At 41.3% G+C, this 18591-nt stretch carries 11 protein-coding genes, 22 tRNA genes, 2 rRNA genes, 1 riboswitch and 1 other annotated feature (1 of these 37 running past the window's edge); of the genes, 1 reads left to right on the forward strand and 34 read right to left on the reverse strand.

The window, feature by feature from the left end; genetic code table 11:
* Positions 1-137: 137 nt before the first annotated feature.
* The 5 genes from CPS94_RS05750 to pepV all read right to left on the reverse strand — a co-directional run bounded on the left by CPS94_RS05750 (position 138) and on the right by pepV (position 3967).
* Positions 138-1391, reverse strand: coding sequence for an RNA-guided endonuclease InsQ/TnpB family protein (locus CPS94_RS05750; RefSeq protein WP_112193438.1), 1254 nt, complete (start codon positions 1389-1391; stop codon positions 138-140).
* Between the two features lie 259 nt (positions 1392-1650).
* Positions 1651-1735 (reverse strand) — tRNA-Leu (locus tag CPS94_RS05755).
* Between the two features lie 46 nt (positions 1736-1781).
* Positions 1782-2057 (reverse strand): hypothetical protein, encoded by a 276-nt coding sequence (locus tag CPS94_RS05760; RefSeq protein WP_039936049.1) that lies wholly within the window; start codon positions 2055-2057, stop codon positions 1782-1784.
* Positions 2058-2077: 20 nt separating this feature from the next.
* A complete protein-coding gene (locus tag CPS94_RS05765) occupies positions 2078-2314 on the reverse strand; it encodes a hypothetical protein (protein WP_004048435.1) in 237 nt (78 codons plus the stop codon).
* Positions 2315-2566: 252 nt separating this feature from the next.
* A complete protein-coding gene (pepV, locus tag CPS94_RS05770; protein WP_004048437.1) occupies positions 2567-3967 on the reverse strand; it encodes a dipeptidase PepV in 1401 nt (466 codons plus the stop codon).
* 152 nt (positions 3968-4119) lie between these two features.
* Between pepV and CPS94_RS05775 the strand changes: the two genes are divergently transcribed.
* Positions 4120-4962 (forward strand): NAD(P)H-hydrate dehydratase, encoded by an 843-nt coding sequence (locus tag CPS94_RS05775; RefSeq protein WP_004048439.1) that lies wholly within the window; start codon positions 4120-4122, stop codon positions 4960-4962.
* Here CPS94_RS05775 and CPS94_RS05780 read toward each other — a convergent pair.
* The 29 genes from CPS94_RS05780 to CPS94_RS05925 all read right to left on the reverse strand — a co-directional run.
* Positions 4933-5658, reverse strand: coding sequence for a pseudouridine synthase (locus CPS94_RS05780; protein ID WP_004048441.1), 726 nt, complete (start codon positions 5656-5658; stop codon positions 4933-4935). The genes CPS94_RS05775 and CPS94_RS05780 overlap by 30 nt on opposite strands.
* Position 5659: 1 nt before the next feature.
* Positions 5660-7276, reverse strand: coding sequence for a putative polysaccharide biosynthesis protein (locus tag CPS94_RS05785; RefSeq protein ID WP_004048443.1), 1617 nt, complete (start codon positions 7274-7276; stop codon positions 5660-5662).
* Between the two features lie 111 nt (positions 7277-7387).
* Positions 7388-8734, reverse strand: a complete 1347-nt coding sequence (locus CPS94_RS05790) for an amino acid permease (protein ID WP_004048444.1) — start codon at positions 8732-8734, stop codon at positions 7388-7390.
* A gap of 180 nt (positions 8735-8914) precedes the next feature.
* Positions 8915-11326 carry a leucine--tRNA ligase gene (gene leuS / locus CPS94_RS05795; protein ID WP_004048446.1) on the reverse strand — a complete coding sequence of 804 codons (2412 nt, stop codon included), beginning with the start codon at positions 11324-11326 and terminating at the stop codon, positions 8915-8917.
* Between the two features lie 56 nt (positions 11327-11382).
* Positions 11383-11587 (reverse strand) — a binding site (T-box leader).
* 45 nt (positions 11588-11632) lie between these two features.
* Positions 11633-13918, reverse strand: coding sequence for a LysM peptidoglycan-binding domain-containing protein (locus CPS94_RS05800; RefSeq protein WP_112194536.1), 2286 nt, complete (start codon positions 13916-13918; stop codon positions 11633-11635).
* 753 nt (positions 13919-14671) lie between these two features.
* Positions 14672-15865: a methionine adenosyltransferase gene (gene metK, locus CPS94_RS05810; RefSeq protein ID WP_004048454.1), complete on the reverse strand. Its 1194-nt coding sequence runs from the start codon at positions 15863-15865 to the stop codon at positions 14672-14674.
* A riboswitch (SMK box riboswitch) is annotated at positions 15863-15952 on the reverse strand. It overlaps the preceding gene by 3 nt.
* Positions 15953-16059: 107 nt before the next feature.
* Positions 16060-16144, reverse strand: a tRNA-Leu gene (locus CPS94_RS05815).
* Between the two features lie 6 nt (positions 16145-16150).
* Positions 16151-16223: transfer RNA gene (locus tag CPS94_RS05820), tRNA-His, on the reverse strand.
* A 108-nt stretch (positions 16224-16331) separates the two neighbouring features.
* Positions 16332-16404 (reverse strand) — tRNA-Asp (locus CPS94_RS05825).
* Positions 16405-16407: 3 nt separating this feature from the next.
* Positions 16408-16481, reverse strand: a tRNA-Met gene (locus tag CPS94_RS05830).
* 17 nt (positions 16482-16498) lie between these two features.
* Positions 16499-16570, reverse strand: a tRNA-Glu gene (locus tag CPS94_RS05835).
* Between the two features lie 7 nt (positions 16571-16577).
* A tRNA-Ser gene (locus CPS94_RS05840) sits at positions 16578-16665 on the reverse strand.
* 3 nt (positions 16666-16668) lie between these two features.
* Positions 16669-16742: transfer RNA gene (locus CPS94_RS05845), tRNA-Ile, on the reverse strand.
* A gap of 12 nt (positions 16743-16754) precedes the next feature.
* Positions 16755-16825: transfer RNA gene (locus CPS94_RS05850), tRNA-Gly, on the reverse strand.
* 15 nt (positions 16826-16840) lie between these two features.
* Positions 16841-16913, reverse strand: a tRNA-Phe gene (locus CPS94_RS05855).
* A gap of 7 nt (positions 16914-16920) precedes the next feature.
* Positions 16921-16993, reverse strand: a tRNA-Asp gene (locus tag CPS94_RS05860).
* 4 nt (positions 16994-16997) lie between these two features.
* Positions 16998-17071 (reverse strand) — tRNA-Met (locus tag CPS94_RS05865).
* A gap of 9 nt (positions 17072-17080) precedes the next feature.
* Positions 17081-17170 (reverse strand) — tRNA-Ser (locus CPS94_RS05870).
* Between the two features lie 46 nt (positions 17171-17216).
* Positions 17217-17290 (reverse strand) — tRNA-Ile (locus CPS94_RS05875).
* Between the two features lie 18 nt (positions 17291-17308).
* Positions 17309-17382 (reverse strand) — tRNA-Met (locus CPS94_RS05880).
* Positions 17383-17409: 27 nt separating this feature from the next.
* Positions 17410-17483, reverse strand: a tRNA-Pro gene (locus CPS94_RS05885).
* 5 nt (positions 17484-17488) lie between these two features.
* Positions 17489-17562: transfer RNA gene (locus CPS94_RS05890), tRNA-Arg, on the reverse strand.
* A 17-nt stretch (positions 17563-17579) separates the two neighbouring features.
* Positions 17580-17665, reverse strand: a tRNA-Leu gene (locus CPS94_RS05895).
* A gap of 17 nt (positions 17666-17682) precedes the next feature.
* A tRNA-Gly gene (locus CPS94_RS05900) sits at positions 17683-17754 on the reverse strand.
* A 5-nt stretch (positions 17755-17759) separates the two neighbouring features.
* Positions 17760-17835 (reverse strand) — tRNA-Thr (locus tag CPS94_RS05905).
* Positions 17836-17902: 67 nt separating this feature from the next.
* Positions 17903-17975 (reverse strand) — tRNA-Lys (locus CPS94_RS05910).
* A 4-nt stretch (positions 17976-17979) separates the two neighbouring features.
* Positions 17980-18052 (reverse strand) — tRNA-Val (locus CPS94_RS05915).
* 9 nt (positions 18053-18061) lie between these two features.
* Positions 18062-18178: ribosomal RNA gene (gene rrf / locus CPS94_RS05920) — 5S ribosomal RNA — on the reverse strand.
* A gap of 71 nt (positions 18179-18249) precedes the next feature.
* Positions 18250-18591, reverse strand: a 23S ribosomal RNA gene (locus CPS94_RS05925); it runs 2575 nt beyond the window's last position.

Raw genomic sequence — 18591 nt, forward strand, 5'->3', positions numbered from 1 at the left:
AAGCCTTACGGCTTTTAATCACAATTTGCGTAGATACAGCCCTGCTTATAATCCATCTGAGATAAATCATAAGTCTGACACGCTAATTACCAACGCCATTAGAGTCCGCAAGTTGCCAAACGGACTATTTTAATGAGTTATTTAGCCAACTTAGCTAAGCCTTTGTCTAAGATATTTAGACTAGCATTGTGGTCACGAATGTGGAAAGCTCCACATTGAGGGCATATCCACTGACGGTCCTTTAGGGTTAGTTTTTGAGTATCATCAGTTCCCATTACAAATTTGCACGTATGACACATTTGCGTTGTGTTCTTTGGGTTAACGGTAATAAAGATTCGTCCGTATAAATTAGCTTTGTATTCTAATTTTTGTAAAAAGCTTCGCCAACCGACATCAGAAATTGACATAGCTAAAGCGTGATTTTTCAACAAATTACTACTTCTTAGATTCTCTGCCACAATCAAATCGTGGTTATTGATAAGTACCATGGAGAGATAATTTAAGAAGTTTTTTCGTTGATTGCGAATTTTATCATGCAACTTAGCTACTAAGTGTCTTTGTTTTTGATAATTCTTACTATCACGTAAGGAACGGTTTTCTTTCTTAGCTCGCAATTCACGCCGTGATAAGGTTCGTTGAGCCTTAGCTAATTTATGCTTAATAGTTCGATAATAACGTGGGTTATCAACAATTACGCCGTCACTAGTCGTTAAGAAGTTCTCGGTATTAAGGTCAATGCCGATTTGAGAATTGGTTTTAGGTAAGATTTTAACGAATGGGGTATCAGACCCTAATTGCATGGAAACAAAATACCTATCAGCACTATCTTTTGAGATAGTTACTGTTCCGATTCTAATATCGCTTTTCTTATCTAAAATACGACGGTATGAGCCACTGACTCTCAATTTACCTAATTTGGGCATTTGGATATGCTTCTTATCAATAAATCTAACTGACCCACTAAACATATCCATGGATTTATTTTTACCGTACTGGCAATTGGTTTGATAACTTTGTCGATAACTTTTCTTATGATAGTTAGGTGTGCCAGCTTTATGAACCTTCCGATACAATTTCCAAGCCTTTTGATAGTTTTGGATTGCATTAGCTTTAGTCAAACTATCAATTCGTTTATCTTGCATATATTGGTAGTGATTAGACATGTTTCTAGCGTTTTTACGACTCTCCAAGTCAACAATCCGTGCTTGGATAGTATCAATTGGCAATTTAACTTGCTTTAAGTGGTATAATTCTTGGTCAATCGCCACCATCTTATTATACACCGTGCGACTAATATCAGAGTTGACTTGAATAATTTGCTTTTGCTTAGTCGAAGGATAAATTCGCATTTTTAACCCAAAGTGATAAGCTAGTTTACTCATTGATTTCATTTTACTTCACCACCTTTCAACTATTAATATATCATATTAATAGCTTACTGACGTAAGCTAGGGCTATCCAGCCCCTCACTAAAGTAAGGGGATTTCCGCCCAACTATTATTAAATGTTTAGCTATACTTAGATTATAGCATTTTTTCCGTTAGTTGTCCTGAGCGACACATGCAAGCTAAAAAAGTGCCCCAGATAGAACTATCCACTTTCTATCTAAGACACTATCGCTCAAAATCCCAGTATTATCACTAAGTTCTATGCCACTAGCAGGAGTCGAACCTGTACTTGGATAAACCAAACAACGACCTGAACGTTGCGCGTCTGCCAATTCCGCCATAGTGGCATCAACTTCTATTATTTTACACTAAAACACCAAATAGTCAAGCAACCTAGTTTAAACTGATCACAGTTCCGTAACCATGTAACATCAAATATTTAGGTCCAACTGAAACCCGAACGATCTGCGGTTCAAAACTGACCCCAATGATCCCGTCACCGTCTTTAGCGACTGCGCGTTCGATCAAAATATCTTGAACTTGGCGATAGAGTTCATCGAAATTATCAACCTCATCAAGTTGTTCTGCTGTTAAAGTTTTTTTGACAGTCGCATGTACGATCCCTTTGATCGTGTAAGCTTGCTTGACTTCACCTGTAGTTAAAAACAATTGCTTCACCTCATTGATCATTAAAGAAAGATTCGGTAATTATGCTGAGTGATATTTATGATCTCGCGCCGATTGGCTTTAGAGCGCTTGCGTAATAAAGTATCAAGCATCTTTTTTAACTTAGCATCATCGTCTAATTTAGGCAACAAGCTGTTATCAACTCGCAAAAAAAGATCTTCACGCCGACTTAAAACTTTAAACAGTGTTGTTTTTTCATCACTTTGGGCTGAATTCTTTTCTAAAAAACCTTTCTTCATCTTAAATCCCTGCTATATAAAATGCAAACAAGTACATCATTTATACTTGCGAAAGAAATATAGTTTTTCCTTTCTATAATCACCGCAAACATGACCCGCGGCCCTTATCTCAAGTAATCCCAGCTTCACATTTTGAACTTTCTAACTGTTACTTACTCCGCTAGGCTAATGTTACTCTAACTACATTTTACGCTCTTTTTTTGAAATTATCAAAAAAAGACTGCCATCCGACAGTCTTTCCAAAAACTATTCTTATTTGATCAACTCATAGATCGATTGCGCATAGATCGCTGCTGCCTTCACCAGATCATCGATCGGCATAAATTCGTTTGCTTGGTGCATCGTATCAGGTACACCTGGGAACATTGCGCCAAAAGCGACCCCACGTTCCATCAAACGACCATATGTGCCACCACCGACAACTTTACTTTCAGCTGGTTCACCTGTTTGTTCTTGGTAAACGTTAAGTAAAGTCTTGACCAATGGATCTTCTGGGGAAACGTAATGTGGCACTTGTAATTTGCCACTACGCTTTACTTCGATATCTAATGGTTGAGCAGCTTTTTTCAAACCAGCTTCGATATCTTTTTCATCTGTACCTTTAGGGAAACGGAAATTAAGGGTGATCTGGCCACCTTTGCCCGCTTCAAAACTGTAGATCCCAGAGTTCATCGTTAGATCCCCCATGATCTCATCGGTATAAGCAACACCAAAAGCTTTCATCCGCGAATCTTGATGCAAGTAATCAGCCGTGAACTTGATAAAGTTGGCCGCCGCACCTCCAAAATCAAATTGTTGTAAGAAGGTCGCCATGTAAGTAGCGGCATTTTGACCATTACGTGGTTCTTGCGCATGGGCAGCTTTACCGATAATATGCAAGTAGACCTTACCTTCTTTCAAGTAAGCTGTCCCTGTAATAGGATTTTTAGCTACAAATTCATCAAAAGCACTCAAAATAGCTTTAGTATCTTGAGCTTTCAAGTAAACTTCCGCATCACGTGGCACCATGTTTTCACGCAAGCCAGCTTCAAAGCTAACTAATTCAACTTTACCACCATTGGTTCCAGCAAAATCAGCAACAAAGCTAACATTACCTTTTTCACCGTTGATGATCGGGAAAAAGGCATCTGGTGAAAAGCCAAAATCAGGTTGTGGCATTTTTTCAAAGTAGTGGGTCATACCGCGCCATTGACTTTCTTCATCAGTCCCTAAGATAAAACGTACTTTTTTTGAAACTGGTAAACCAAGTTCTTTAACGATCTTTAAGCCGTAATATGCCGCCATACTTGGTCCTTTATCATCTGAAGCCCCACGTGCGTATAAACGTCCATCTTTTTCAACAGGTTCAAATGGATCTGTATTCCAACCGTTGCCAGCTGGCATAACATCTACGTGAGCTAACATCCCTAATGTTTCAGGACCATCACCATATTCAATGTGTCCAGCTAAGCCATCTAATTCAAGTGTTTCAAAGCCATCACGTTGACCAATTTCTAAAAATTTGTCTAAAGCTTCCTTAGGACCTGGTCCAAGTGGAGCTTCAGGAGTTCCTTTTGCTTCATCACGTACGCTTTCGATCCGAAGCATGGTCTTTAAGTCCGCCAACATATCGTCTTTGCGTTTAGCGGCTTCTTCTTTCCAATCGATTGTCATAAAAATCCACCTCTTATTTAGATTCGATCTCTCCCCTATTTTAGCATAAATTCTACCAACTTCCACCTTAACACTTATCTTATCAGTTGAAAAATATAATAAAATGACTTACCTTGGACATAGAATACCTTGAGCGATCGGAGTGAGATCCAATGGAAACTATGAAAAATCTGACCGTAGCTTGTCTAAAACAAGTGATTAAGCCGCGGCCTAAACAAAGTCACAAAGGAAATTTCGGTAAGATCTTGATCATCGGTGGTAACAAAAATATGGGTGGCGCTGTGATCATGTCTGCTAGCGCTGCAGTCCATGCCGGCGCTGGTCTTGTCACCTGTGCTACAGATAGTTCAAATTTTTTTGCACTTCATGCGCGCTTACCTGAAGCAATGGTCGTCGATCATAGCGACTTTGAGGCTTTGACCCAAGCTATCAAGCAAGCTGATACGATCGTCATTGGACCTGGCCTAGGTCTAGATAAACTTGCAAAACAGATATTAAAAATAACTTTAACAGCAGTCGATCCAACTACGACCCTGATCATCGATGGGTCCGCGATCACGCTCCTTGCACAACAAAACGAGCCCTTACGTCCGACATGTCAGGTGATCTACACCCCACACCAAGTCGAATGGGCTCGTTTATCTGGACTAGCGCTTACAGAGCAACTACCTCAAGCCAATCAAAGCGCCCAACAAAAACTAGCTGCTCATATTGTTTTAAAAAAGTATCACACTGAGATCTATCATCTTAATAATACGCTCAGTCGCTTGCCTATTGGTGGTCCCTACATGGCAACTGGTGGTATGGGCGATACTTTGACTGGGATCATCGCTGCTTTTATGGGACAATTCAAAACATTAGCTCCAGCTGATGTTTTAGATGCCGCCGTTTATTTGCACAGCGCCGTTGCAAGTGACCTCTCCCAAAGTAAATATGTTGTTTTACCGACCGATATCATTGAACATTTACAAACTTTCATGGCGCAATTTAGCTAATTCCTGCTTGCTTAAGGGACGGTAATCTCCTCGTTTTAGCTTGGGATCAAGTTTTAAACTCCCCATTTGAAGACGTTTTAGTTCTAAAACTTTCATCCCTACCGCAGCAAACATCCGCTTCACTTGATGATATTTGCCTTCTGTGATCGTGATCTCGATCACAGATCGCTCATGTGCTTCATCAACCGTCAAGATCTTCAACTTGGCGGGTTTAGTTTTTTCGCCATTTTTTAACGTCATCGAACTAGCAAAAATCTCACAAGTTGTTGGCGTCACTATTCCCGCGATCTGGGCGACATAAGTTTTTGCCACGTGTTTTTTGGGGCTCAACAATTCATGACTCAAGGCCCCATCATTTGTCAAAAGCAACAAGCCCGTCGTATCTTTGTCTAAACGCCCCACTGGGAAAAGTTTTTGGTTACTTGCAGGTTCGACCAACAGATCTAAAACTGTTCTCTCGACCTTATCTGTTGTCGCTGAAACTACCCCTTTAGGTTTGTTTAGCATATAGTAATAATAATTTTGATATATCAGTACTTTTTGTCCCACCATAACCTGGGAAATAGCCGGATCAAGTTGAAATTTTCCGTCAGTGATGACTTCACCGTCAACACTGACGCTTTTTTTACGTAACAATTTTTTTACCTCTGAGCGTGTTCCCAAGCCCACAGTCGCTAAATACTTATCTAATCTCATCTTATTTCCACCTAAATATCTTTTGTAATTTACTTGTCACTTTTATGCCTAAGATCCGTTGTAATAGGCCGAGTTTAAAACAAGCCAATAAATACAGATAACCCCCGATCCCAGCGGCTAAGCTCAGCCCGACCAAAGCCGACAAGCGACTATTCCCGGGAAATACCATATAATAACCACTGACAAACAGTAAAGTCACGCCAAACATCAGTAATGCTACTATGAACATCTTATTGACATTAACTTGTAACTGGCCTGTTGGCAAATTATACTTCAAATATAAAAAGCGCAACATTAAATAACTGGCCCAACTCATCGCGATCCCGGTCGCTAAAAGTGGTCCAAAAACACCTAGCCAAAGAGTCAACGGATATTGAAGGACTAATTTCACACCTAGTCCCAAGGTAGTATATTTGATAGCTTGTTTATTTTCATAGATCCCTTGCAATAGTGAGCCTAAAACGTTAAATAGTCCCATTGCTAACGCTACATACGCCGAGATCGCTAAAACAAAGATCCCCGTTGCTTCATAACCGTAAAATACTAAGTAAAGCGGGCGACTGACTGCAGCCATCCCAAAGACGGCTGGTAACATTACAAAGAATAACAACTCTAAGGATTCTAATAGTTGCTTTTTCATCAAAGCACTATCGCGTCTAGCAACAGCTTCACTTAAAAGTGGGATCGCGGTCGTTGCCATCGCGGTCGATAATGCCACCACGATCATGATCAACTTATTGGCATTTCCCGCAAATAAAGCGTATAAGGCATTGATCTGAGTCATACTATACGCACCTGCTTGTTGCATGATCACAGGGAAGGTAAACTGGTCGACCAAATTAAACATCGACATCGCACAGGCAATAAAGATAAAAGGTAAAGCTTGATATAAGACCTCTTTTAATAAAGTCTTATTTGTTATTTCGAGCTGATCGTTACTCTGAGATACTAGTTCATCCAATCTTTTTTTATGCTTGAGATAATATCCCACTAACAATAAAGTCCCACCTACAGCACCGATAAAAGCCGCAAAAGTCGACTGCCAAACTCCAACTTCAAATGGCAGCCCCATAACTTTGATCGTGATATAGGTCGCTAATAACATATAGATTATTCGTAAAAATTGTTCGATCAATTGCGATAAAGCCGACGGTGCCATATCCTGAAAGCCCTGAAAATATCCGCGCAAAAGGCTCATTGCTGGAATGACCAATAAAGCTAAGGCTAAGGAACGATAGATCGAGACCATTCTTGGGTCGCCTTGCGAGATAAAAGGAGCGATCAGCCAAAAAACAAGGGTACAAACTGCCCCTAAAATAAACAAAGCCATTAAACTGGTTTTGAACAATCTTTTTGAAACGCCATATTCATTTTTAGAATTATAATGTGCAACTTGTTTAGCAACAGCTGAAGGGATACCCGATATCGCGATCATCAAAAAAATACTATAAACAGTATACCCCTTTGTATATAAAGCATTGGCCTGTAACTTGTCACTTCCAAACCAGCTATACCAAGGAATGATGTAGAGCGCACCTAAGATGCGGGAAATGATACTCCCAGCTGTCATCCACGCCGAACCACGAAGCATTTTTTCTTTCATCGTTTGTTCTTTCATAGCATATATTCCTTTCTACTGTTTCAGTATAGATTCTAGCAAAAAATATAATACTAAAAAAGATTTTCAACTCAAAAACACCTCAGAGTACAAACTCTAAGGCGTTTTTGCTCAATTATTTTCTTTAGTAGTTTTAAGTTTTCCCGAAAGTATGAACAATAAACTAAACCAGATCAGCGCAAAAATGATCGAGATCAAAGTACTTTTACTCGTTGCCAATAACCCTAAGACGATCACAAAAAAGATGATCGTTAAAAAATTAGTCCAGGGATAAAGCGGCATCGGAAAAATGCTTTTAGCGGTTTTATTTTGTTGACGATACTTATAGTGACACCAAACTAAAATGATCCAAACAAAGATAAAGCTGACCGTAGCCACCCCTGAAATGATCTCAAAGATACTACTTGGTAAAATATAGTTCAAGATCACGATAATAAAGAGGACTGACGAAGAAAAGACTAAAGAACCAACTGGCACACTGCGATTACTGATCTTAGCCATCTTCTTTGGCGCTTGTCCACTATTTGCTAAAACAAACAGCGTTCGACTCGTACTAAAGATCGCACTATTACATGCCGATAACGCCGCAGTCAGGACCACAAAATTGATCACAGCTGCAGCCATTTTGATCCCGATCCCAGAGAAGACCTGGACAAATGGACTTGAAGTCGTGGCGATCTCATTCCAAGGATAGATGCACATCAAGACAAACATCGAGCCCACATAAAATAGCCCGATCCGCATCGGTAATGTGTTGATCGCCCGTGGAAGATCTTTTTTAGGATCAGCCGTTTCACCCGAAGTCAAACCGACCATTTCGATCCCTGTAAAGGCAAAGATGACCATCGGAAAAGCAGCTAATAACCCGGAAAATCCCTTTGGAAAAAGGCCACCATAGTCAACTAAATTACTCAATTGTACTTGATGACCACCAACATTAGCTGAAGTCAATAATAAGATCAAACCAGTCGCGATCAAAGCCATGATCGCTAAAACCTTGATGCTAGAAAACCAAGCTTCTAATTCACCAAAAACTCCCACACTCAGTAAATTAAAGGCTAACAAGATCAAAATGATCGCTAAAGCTGTCAACCATTGTGGAATATTGGGGAACCAGTAGCGGATGTAGATACCACTAGCGGTCAGATCGGCCATAGCTAAGCTTTCCCAACATAGCCAATAGGTCCAGCCAACTACAAATTCCCACTTTTCACCGAGATATTGGCGTACAAATTCAATAAACGATGCTTTAGAGGTATCAGACAAGATCAATTCACCGATCGCACGCATCATTAAAAAGCAAAAGATCCCGGCGATCAGGTAAGCGAGAATGATCGCTGGACCCGCTTTTTGGATCGCGCTCCCAGACCCTAAGAAAAGCCCAGTTCCTATGGCACCGCCGATCGCGATCATCTGTACATGGCGGTGCGTCAATGCACGAGATAGTTCGTTTTTCATGCTATTAAAATCCTTTCTGAGACATTAATGTTCCTTTTTATAAATACATTTACGTTCTATTCTATCCAATTTACTTTGATTTCGCAAATTTCTTTCTAAAAATCAAACAAATTTTGATCTTCGGCCGTTAAAAAATAAAGAAATGAGATCCCCACTTAGATCTCATTTCTTTATTTACTATTAGTTAGCAACTACATTGACTAATTTACCTGGCACTGCGATCACCCGACGGATCGTCTTACCTTCAAGCTCAGTCTTGATCTTTTCGTCATTCAAAGCAAGTTCTTCTAACTCTTCTTTTGAAGCAGTCCGTGAAACATGCAGATGTTGCTTGATCTTACCGTTAACTTGGACAACGATCTCGACTGTATCTTCGACTAATTTACTTTCATCATACGTTGGCCATTTAGCATAGGCGATGCTACCAACATTCCCTAATAAAGTCCAAAGTTCTTCAGCCATATGTGGTGTGATCGGCGAGATCAATTTGACTAAACCTTCAACATATTCTAGTGGTAAGGAATCAGCCTTGTAGAATTCATTGACTAAGACCATCAATTGTGAAATTGCAGTATTGAAATGCAATTTTTCATAGTCTTCGGTAACTTTCTTGACTGTTTGATTGTAGATCAAGTCTAAATTACCTTCGTTGATCGTTGTGATTCGGTCACGTAATTGACCATTTTCATCGATCAACAAGTTCCAAACACGGTTGATGAACTTATTAGCCCCATTCAAACCATCTTCGCTCCAAGCGATCGAAGCATCAAGTGGTCCCATAAACATTTCGTATAGACGTAATGTATCAGCTCCGTATTGCTCAACGATGTCATCTGGGTTGACCACATTGCCCTTAGATTTAGACATTTTTTCATGGTTATTTCCTAAGATCATCCCTTGGTTGACCAATTTTTGGAATGGTTCTTTAGTTGGCACAACACCTAGATCATATAAGAATTTGTGCCAGAAACGGGCATACAATAAGTGTAAGACCGCATGCTCAGCCCCACCAACGTAAAGATCTACTGGTAACCAAGCCTTTAATTTTTCAGGATCAGCGATCAACTCATTGTTGTGTGGATCGATATAACGCAAGAAGTACCATGAACTTCCAGCCCATTGTGGCATCGTATTCGTTTCACGTTTCCCTTTACGCCCATTTTCATCGACCACATTGACCCAATCTTCAAGGTTAGCTAATGGACTTTCACCTGTACCTGAAGGCTTGATATCATTTGACTTAGGTAAAAGAAGCGGTAATTCATCTTCTGGAACTAACGTCGTTTCGCCATCTTCCCAGTGGATCACAGGGATCGGTTCGCCCCAGTAGCGTTGGCGTGAGAAAGTCCAATCACGTAAGCGGTAATTTACTTTTTTATCACCCACACCGTGTTCTTTTAACCAGTTGATCATCGTCTCGATCGCTTCTTCTTTAGTTAAACCATTCAAGAAATCGGAATTGATATATTCACCCTCACCGGTGTAAACTTCTTTTTCAACATCGCCCCCAGCAATGACTGGGATGATCGGCAAATCATATTTCTTTGCAAATTCCCAATCACGTGGATCATGGGCAGCCGAAACCATAACTGCTCCAGTACCATAAGAAGCTAAAACATAGTCAGCCAACCAAATCGGTAATTTTTCACCGTTTACTGGATTGATCGCATAACTTCCGGTAAAGACCCCTGTTTTATCTTTAGCTAGGTCTGTTCTTTCAAGATCAGACTTATGTGAGATCTCTTCAACATAAGCTTCAACAACTTCTTTTTGTTCTGGTGTCGTTAAGCTAGCTACAAGTTCATGTTCCGGTGCGATCGTGATCGCTGAAGCACCAAATAAAGTATCCGGACGTGTAGTAAATACTTCTAATTGTTCATCTTGACCATCAACTTTGAAATCGATCGTGGCACCAACTGAGCGGCCGATCCAGTTACGTTGTTGTTCTTTGATCGCTTCAGGCCAATCAAGATCTTCCAGATCATCGATCAAACGGTCTGCATAGGCGGTGATCTTTAAGACCCATTGACGCATTGGCTTACGAATAACAGGGAAGCCCCCTCGTTCAGTCTTACCATCGATAACTTCTTCATTAGCCACTACAGTCCCTAGATCTGGGCTCCAGTTAACTGGGATCTCAGCTTCATAAGCTAGCCCACGCTTGTAAAGTTGTTCAAAGATCCATTGTGTCCATTTGTAATAAGCCGAATCGGTCGTGTTTACTTCGCGATCCCAATCGTATGAAAGACCTAATGATTTGATCTGACGTCTAAAATTGTTAATATTTTTTTTAGTAAATTCACGTGGCGAATTACCAGTATTCAACGCATATTGTTCTGCTGGTAATCCAAAGGCATCCCACCCCATCGGATGTAAAACATTATAGCCTTGCATCCGTTTCATACGTGAAATGATATCAGTTGCCGTATATCCTTCTGGATGGCCTACATGGAGCCCTTGTCCAGATGGGTAAGGAAACATATCTAAAGCATAGTAATTCTTTTTATCCTTATCCTCAGTTGTCTTGAACGTCTTATGTTCGTCCCAATAACGTTGCCATTTTTTTTCGATCTCTTTATGATTATAGCTCATCTATTCATAGTTCCTTTCTAGAAAATAAAAAAATCCTATATAGAGTTATAAACTCCATATAGGACGAAAAACCGCGGTACCACCCATATTCCAACACTAAGTTGACACTTAACTTCGTAACGGGAAGGACCGTTTTCACTTACTAACTTCGGCGAAAAACTCAAAGGCGAGTTCAGAAGAACCAACTTGTATACTCACAGCAACCGTATACTCTCTGAAAATAGCTTAGTTCTTCCTAATACTCCTTATCTGCGTTCAAATATTTACTCCATCTTAGCAAAACCGCTCGACTAATTCAAGAGAAAATTATTTTAATTTCAAATTTTGCCCGACATAGATCATGTCTGAAGTCAAATTATTCAAGGCTTTCAATTGATTTACCGTTGTACCATTGTTGGAAGCGATCCGCCAAAGCGAGTCACCGGCTTTGACTGTATATGTTTTGTTTGTATTACTTTGGGTGTTTGGCTTATTAGCCGTTGTAACTGCGCCCTTAGTTACTTTAAGCGTTTGTCCAACATAGATCAGATCACTGGATAAGTTATTGACCCGTTTTAAGTCATTTAACGTCATTTTATGTGAATTAGCGATCGCCCATAACGAATCGCCGGCTTTGACAGTATATGTCCCATTCCCACTTGCTTGAGTTTGATTTGAACTTTGAGATGTATTAGTACTTGGTTGACTCGAAGACACTTGACCCGAGACTTTTAAGACCTGACCAGGCATGATCAAGTTGCTACTCAAGTTATTCAAATTTTTCAACTCTTGTAAGCTCATGTTGTGGTTGACTGCGATACGATATAGCGAATCACCAGCTTTGACCGTATATGTCCCATTCCCACTTGCTTGAGTTTGATTTGAACTTTGAGATGTGTTCGTACTTGGTTGACTCGAAGACACTTGACTTGAGACTTTTAAGACCTGACCGGGCATGATCAAGTTGCTACTCAAGTTATTCAAATTTTTCAACTCTTGTAAGCTCATGTTGTGGTTGACTGCGATACGATATAGCGAATCACCAGCTTTGACCGTATATGTCCCATTCCCACTTGCTTGAGTTTGATTTGAACTTTGAGATGTATTTGTACTTGGTTGACTCGAAGACACTTGGCCTGAGACTTTTAAGACCTGACCGGGCATGATCAAGTTGCTGCTCAAGTTATTCAAATTTTTCAACTCTTGTAAGCTCATGTTGTGGTTGACTGCGATACGATATAGTGAATCGCCAGCTTTGACCGTATATGTCCCATTACCATTTGTTTGGGTCTGATTGGAATTTTGAGATGTATTCGTATTCGTACTTGGCTGACTCGAAGACACTTGGCCTGAGACTTTTAAGACCTGACCGGGCATGATCAAGTTGCTGCTCAAGTTATTCAAATTTTTCAACTCTTGTAAGCTCATGTTGTGGTTGACTGCGATACGATATAGCGAATCACCCGCTTTGACCGTATATGTCCCATTACCATTTGTTTGGGTCTGATTGGAATTTTGAGATGTATTCGTATTCGTACTTGGCTGACTCGAAGACACTTGGCCTGAGACTTTTAGAACTTGACCTGCAAAGATCAGATCGCTATTTAAGTTATTCAAACTCTTCAACTCTTGTAAGCTTATGTTGTGATTTTTAGCGATCCGATATAGTGAATCGCCGGCTTTAACAGTGTAAGTCCCATTGCCACTTGTTTGGGTTTGATCTACATTATTATTGTTATTTGTTGGCGTTTGATTCGTATCAACTGATGTGCCTCCAACATCATAAGCTGTTAAATTATAGGTTTGGATCACCCGGATCAATTTATCCGCATAGTCTGGCGCTGTCGCATATGTTCCATATACCCCATAACGCAGATTTTGCGCTGCAATTGCATAATTAGCCGAGTTAGCTCGCGTAGATTTAGGAAAACGTGTTGTGATCACATTGGCATAGCCATTCAAAGATTCTGCATAGCTTGAGTAACGTTGAAATTTATCATAGATCGTATGGTAGGAGCCATTATAAAATTCCTGTGTTGGTAACTCAATATATGCTCCCGAGCCTGACCACTTGACCCCGAACAGATTATAAGCTGAAGTCGATAAATAACTCCCACCCCATCCGCTTTCAAGGGCAGCTTGTGCGATCATCAAAGATGCATATAGTCCGCGTTGCTGTGCAACTTGTTGTGCCGGGCCAGCGATATTATTCAAAAATGTTTGTACATTCCCTGGGTAAGTGCGTGAGACATTGACTGTTGGTGCAGCGGCAGAACTAGGTACCGCTTGACTAGCTGAAGCAACTTGACTTTGTTCTTGGCTAGAAGATGCAGCTTGAGCTTGTGTCTGAGTTTGCGCAGTTTGCGTCGAAACTTGATTTTGGTCATTTATATTGTTGGAATTTGCACTAGTATTTTCATTATTGTTATTAGATGATGTATTTTGATCGATCTGAACTGTATCAGCTTGCGCCTTAACTTTACTCAACACTAAACCAGCTGTTCCCATCAAAACAGTCGTTCCAATATACGTCGTAGCTTTTTTGACAGACTTTATATTCTCAGATAACAGCTGTTGTTTTTTATTCTCAAGACGTTCTTTTCTACTCTTCAAAATTCGACCCTCCTAATATTTATAATAATTGCTCAAATTAAGATCTTACTTTGATTATATCCTCTATCGCTGATTCATGCTAGCTTTTTCACTCCGATCAATGTAAAATAAGCCACCCAGTTATTGAGTGGCCTTATTTATGGATCGTTATAAAGTAGCTAATACGTCTACCCTTATAAAAGTTGAATTTTATAAAGATGTCAAAGTCGGGGCTAATTATGATCTGAAAGTTTTATTTCCTAATATTGTTAATAATCCCCATACACCAAACATCACCAGTATCATAATTACAATGTTGATCATAATATTATACCAAGTGTCAGTTGGTAAATACCAAAATAAAAAAATATCACATATGATATACCCAATAACATTATAAATAATATTTAATTTGTCATCCATAATAATCACCATATTCGTTTACTTTCGGCAATAAAATCATTAATGCTATCCACGCTCTTTTCTCCAAAGACTATCTTGACCTCTTTACTATCTTATTGTATATCAAAGTACGGACTTCACTAACATATTTATTTGCAAACTATTTCTTGGCACTACTAAAAGGTAATTCTACCCTATATATGATAACTTCATTTTTCTTTGCTTCAGACGGCAATCCATCAGTTCTAGCTTTTACATTTAAATTATAACTTATATTTTAATGATGAACAATATTTTCTTAGGTTTCCCAAAGTCTTCTCTCAAAAAAGAGCACTAGTTCATATCAACTAGCGCTCAAAATAGTTCTAACTTTTAATCTAAATTCAATTCCGCCTTCAATTCAGCAACCTTATCTGTTTTCTCCCAAGGCAACTCAACATCAGTCCGTCCAAAATGACCATAAGCGGCTGTTTGCTTATAGATAGGGCGACGAAGATCGAGCATTTCAATGATCCCCGCTGGACGCAGATCAAAAATCTTGCGGATAGCTGCCACTAATGCTTGATTACTTACTTTTGAACTTCCAAATGTATCGACTGCGATCGATACCGGTTGCGCAACTCCAATAGCATATGCGATCTGGACCTCAACTTGAGATGCGATTCCTGCAGCTACGATATTTTTAGCAATGTAACGCGCAGCATAGCTAGCTGAACGATCCACTTTAGTAGCATCTTTCCCAGAGAAAGCACCACCACCATGATGAGCAAAACCACCATAAGTATCAACGATGATCTTTCGTCCGGTCAGACCAGCATCACCTTGTGGACCACCGATAACGAAGCGTCCAGTCGGATTGATGAAATATTTTGTTTTCTCATCAAGTAATTCAGCTGGGATCTCTGTCTGGATAACTTTTTCTAAAATATCTTGTCTAATTTGTTCCAACCCGATTTCGGCCGCATGTTGCGTTGATAAAACAACTGTATCAACACGTAACGGTTTGCCATCATCAGCATATTCAACGGTAACTTGTGCCTTAGCATCAGGTCCTAAATAGGCAAGGTCACCTGACTTACGCACTTGGGCGATCCTACGCATCAAGCGATGGCTCAACGCGATCGGCAATGGCATCAATTCAGGTGTTTCATTGATCGCATACCCAAACATCAAACCTTGATCCCCCGCACCGATCTGATCGAGCGGATCTGCTTGACCTTCTTTTGTTTCCAATGAGTTATCAACACCTAAAGCGATATCAGCTGATTGTTCATCGATCGCCGTCAAAACGGCACAATTATCGCCGTCAAAACCATATTTGCCATTAGTATAACCGATCTCTTTGATCGTATCGCGTACTACTTTTTGAATATCGACATACTTATTAGTCGAAATTTCACCGACAACAACTACTAAACCTGTGGTAACAGTTGTTTCTGCTGCTACACGTGCATTGGGATCTTTTTCCAGCAACGCATCTAAGATCGCATCACTGATTTGATCTGCAATTTTATCTGGATGTCCTTCTGAGACTGATTCTGATGTAAATAAATGTCTTTCTGACACTTTGAATTCCCCCATTTCAATTTTGTGGTTACAAGGCATCTTCACTAGATAGTGAATCCTATCGGGAATGAGTGAGTTGTAACGTTCTTATTCTAACACAAGATTGCACTTATTCAAGGTAAAATGCTTAAATATTTGCAAAAGCTTTTTTAGGTACAAAAAAAGACTAGGTATAACTACCTAGTCCCAAGAAATACCGGTGATCGGGGTCGAACCGATACGTCCTCAACGGACACTGGATTTTGAGTCCAGCGCGTCTGCCAATTCCGCCACACCGGCATTAAGGGCGATAGATGGGAATCGAACCCACGAGTGCCGGAGCCACAATCCGGTGCGTTAACCACTTCGCCACTATCGCCATAGCCAATATACTATATGATACTACATCTAACTTCACTTGTAAATAAAGTTAGGTTGATTTCATAAAAAAAGCTACCGTAATGGCAGCTAAAATATAAAGTCACAACGGTCCTAACCGGATTTGAACCGGTGATCTCCTGCGTGACAGGCAGGCGTGATAACCCCTACACCATAGGACCATATTGCGGGAGCAGGATTTGAACCTACGACCTTCGGGTTATGAGCCCGACGAGCTACCAGACTGCTCCATCCCGCGATAATTATATATTGTGATGACCCGTACGGGATTTGAACCCATGTTACCGCCGTGAAAGGGCGGTGTCTTAACCACTTGACCAACGGGCCATATTAACGGAGAAGGAGGGATTTGAACCCTCGCGCCGTGTTACCGACCTACACCCTTAGCAGGGGCGCCTCTTCAGCCACTTGAGTACTTCTCCAGATGGGCCTAAGTGGACTCGAACCACCGACCTCACGCTTATCAGGCGTGCGCTCTAACCAGCTGAGCTATAGGCCCATTTAACACTTAAGCGGGTGACGAGAATCGAACTCGCGACAACAGCTTGGAAGGCTGTGGTTTTACCACTAAACTACACCCGCATATAACGTTGTTAATGGCGCGGGACGGAATCGAACCGCCGACACAAGGAGCTTCAATCCTTTGCTCTACCGACTGAGCTACCGAGCCATATTTACGGTCCTAACCGGATTTGAACCGGTGATCTCCTGCGTGACAGGCAGGCGTGATAACCCCTACACCATAGGACCATTATTGCGGGAGCAGGATTTGAACCTACGACCTTCGGGTTATGAGCCCGACGAGCTACCAGACTGCTCCATCCCGCGATAATAAAAAGGAGGATAAGAGATTCGAACTCTTGCGTGGTTTGACCCACCTGACGGTTTTCAAGACCGTTCCCTTCAGCCAGACTTGGGTAATCCTCCATGATATTTAGTTACATACTATGATCCATCTAATAAACAGATCAAATGGACCTTGTAGGACTCGAACCTACGACCGGACGGTTATGAGCCGTCTGCTCTAACCAACTGAGCTAAAGGTCCGAGGCACTAGTACGTAAATCGCGGCGGAGGGGATCGAACCCCCGACCTCCCGGGTATGAACCGGACGCTCTAGCCAGCTGAGCTACACCGCGATATTGAACTTAAGAACTTTCGTTCAATCGGGAAAACAGGATTCGAACCTGCGACCCCCTGGTCCCAAACCAGGTGCTCTACCAAGCTGAGCTATTTCCCGATATATGCACCCAGCAGGAGTCGAACCTGCAACCTTCTGATTCGTAGTCAGACACTCTATCCAGTTGCGCTATGGGTGCGTACTATTAATATTTAATGCCGAGGACCGGAATCGAACCGGTACGGTGATCACTCACCGCAGGATTTTAAGTCCTGTGCGTCTGCCAGTTCCGCCACCCCGGCGTGATACACTGATCACAAGCGGAAGACGGGATTCGAACCCGCGACCCCCACCATGGCAAGGTGGTGTTCTACCACTGAACTACTTCCGCATTAATGGTGCCGACTAGAGGATTCGAACCTCCGACCCTCTGATTACAAATCAGATGCTCTGCCAGCTGAGCTAAGTCGGCGCTAAAACAAGCGACTTAATCATCTTATAACAATCACAATTGTTTGTCAAGTGCTTTTTTATTTTAATGAGTCGTGACAGGCTCGAACTGTCGACCCTCTGATTAAAAGTCAGATGCTCTACCGACTGAGCTAACGACTCATGATGGAGGATACAGGGCTCGAACCTGTGACCCTCTGCTTGTAAGGCAGACGCTCTCCCAACTGAGCTAATCCTCCATAATGATAGCGTGGCAACTTCCTATCCTCGCAAGGGGCGATCCCCTAACTACTATCGGCGTTACAAAGCTTAACTTCTGTGTTCGGAATGGGAACAGGTGTAGCCTTTGTGCTATCGCCACCACACTTTTTTGTGAGAACCTTGTTCTCTCAAAACTAGACAATATCTTTATTTCCGAAAACACTACGTTTTTGACTTGGTTAAGTCCTCGACCGATTAGTAATGGTCCGCTCCATACGTCGCCGTACTTCCACTTCCATCCTATCTACCTGATCATCTCTCAGGGGTCTTACTTCCATAAAGGAATGGGAAATCTTATCTCGAGGTGAGTTTCGCACTTAGATGCTTTCAGCGTTTATCTCATCCATACATAGCTACCCAGCGATGCCCTTGGCAGAACAACTGGTACACCAGCGGTATGTCCATCCCGGTCCTCTCGTACTAAGGACAGATCCTCTCAAATTTCCTACGCCCGCGACGGATAGGGACCGAACTGTCTCACGACGTTCTGAACCCAGCTCGCGTACCGCTTTAATGG

Origin of the sequence: Ligilactobacillus murinus (assembly GCF_003288115.1) — a bacterium.
In the GTDB taxonomy this organism is placed as follows: Bacteria; Bacillota; Bacilli; order Lactobacillales; family Lactobacillaceae; genus Ligilactobacillus; species Ligilactobacillus murinus.

Bases quoted from the DNA above. Each gene is read 5' to 3' on its own strand.
- CPS94_RS05750 (WP_112193438.1), bottom strand. From the start codon at position 1,391: ATGAAATCAATGAGTAAACTAGCTTATCACTTTGGGTTAAAAATGCGA.
- CPS94_RS05765 (WP_004048435.1), bottom strand. From the start codon at position 2,314: ATGAAGAAAGGTTTTTTAGAAAAGAATTCAGCCCAAAGTGATGAAAAA.
- pepV (WP_004048437.1), bottom strand. From the start codon at position 3,967: ATGACAATCGATTGGAAAGAAGAAGCCGCTAAACGCAAAGACGATATG.
- CPS94_RS05775 (WP_004048439.1), top strand. From the start codon at position 4,120: ATGGAAACTATGAAAAATCTGACCGTAGCTTGTCTAAAACAAGTGATT.
- CPS94_RS05780 (WP_004048441.1), bottom strand. From the start codon at position 5,658: ATGAGATTAGATAAGTATTTAGCGACTGTGGGCTTGGGAACACGCTCA.
- CPS94_RS05785 (WP_004048443.1), bottom strand. From the start codon at position 7,276: ATGAAAGAACAAACGATGAAAGAAAAAATGCTTCGTGGTTCGGCGTGG.
- CPS94_RS05790 (WP_004048444.1), bottom strand. From the start codon at position 8,734: ATGAAAAACGAACTATCTCGTGCATTGACGCACCGCCATGTACAGATG.
- leuS (WP_004048446.1), bottom strand. From the start codon at position 11,326: ATGAGCTATAATCATAAAGAGATCGAAAAAAAATGGCAACGTTATTGG.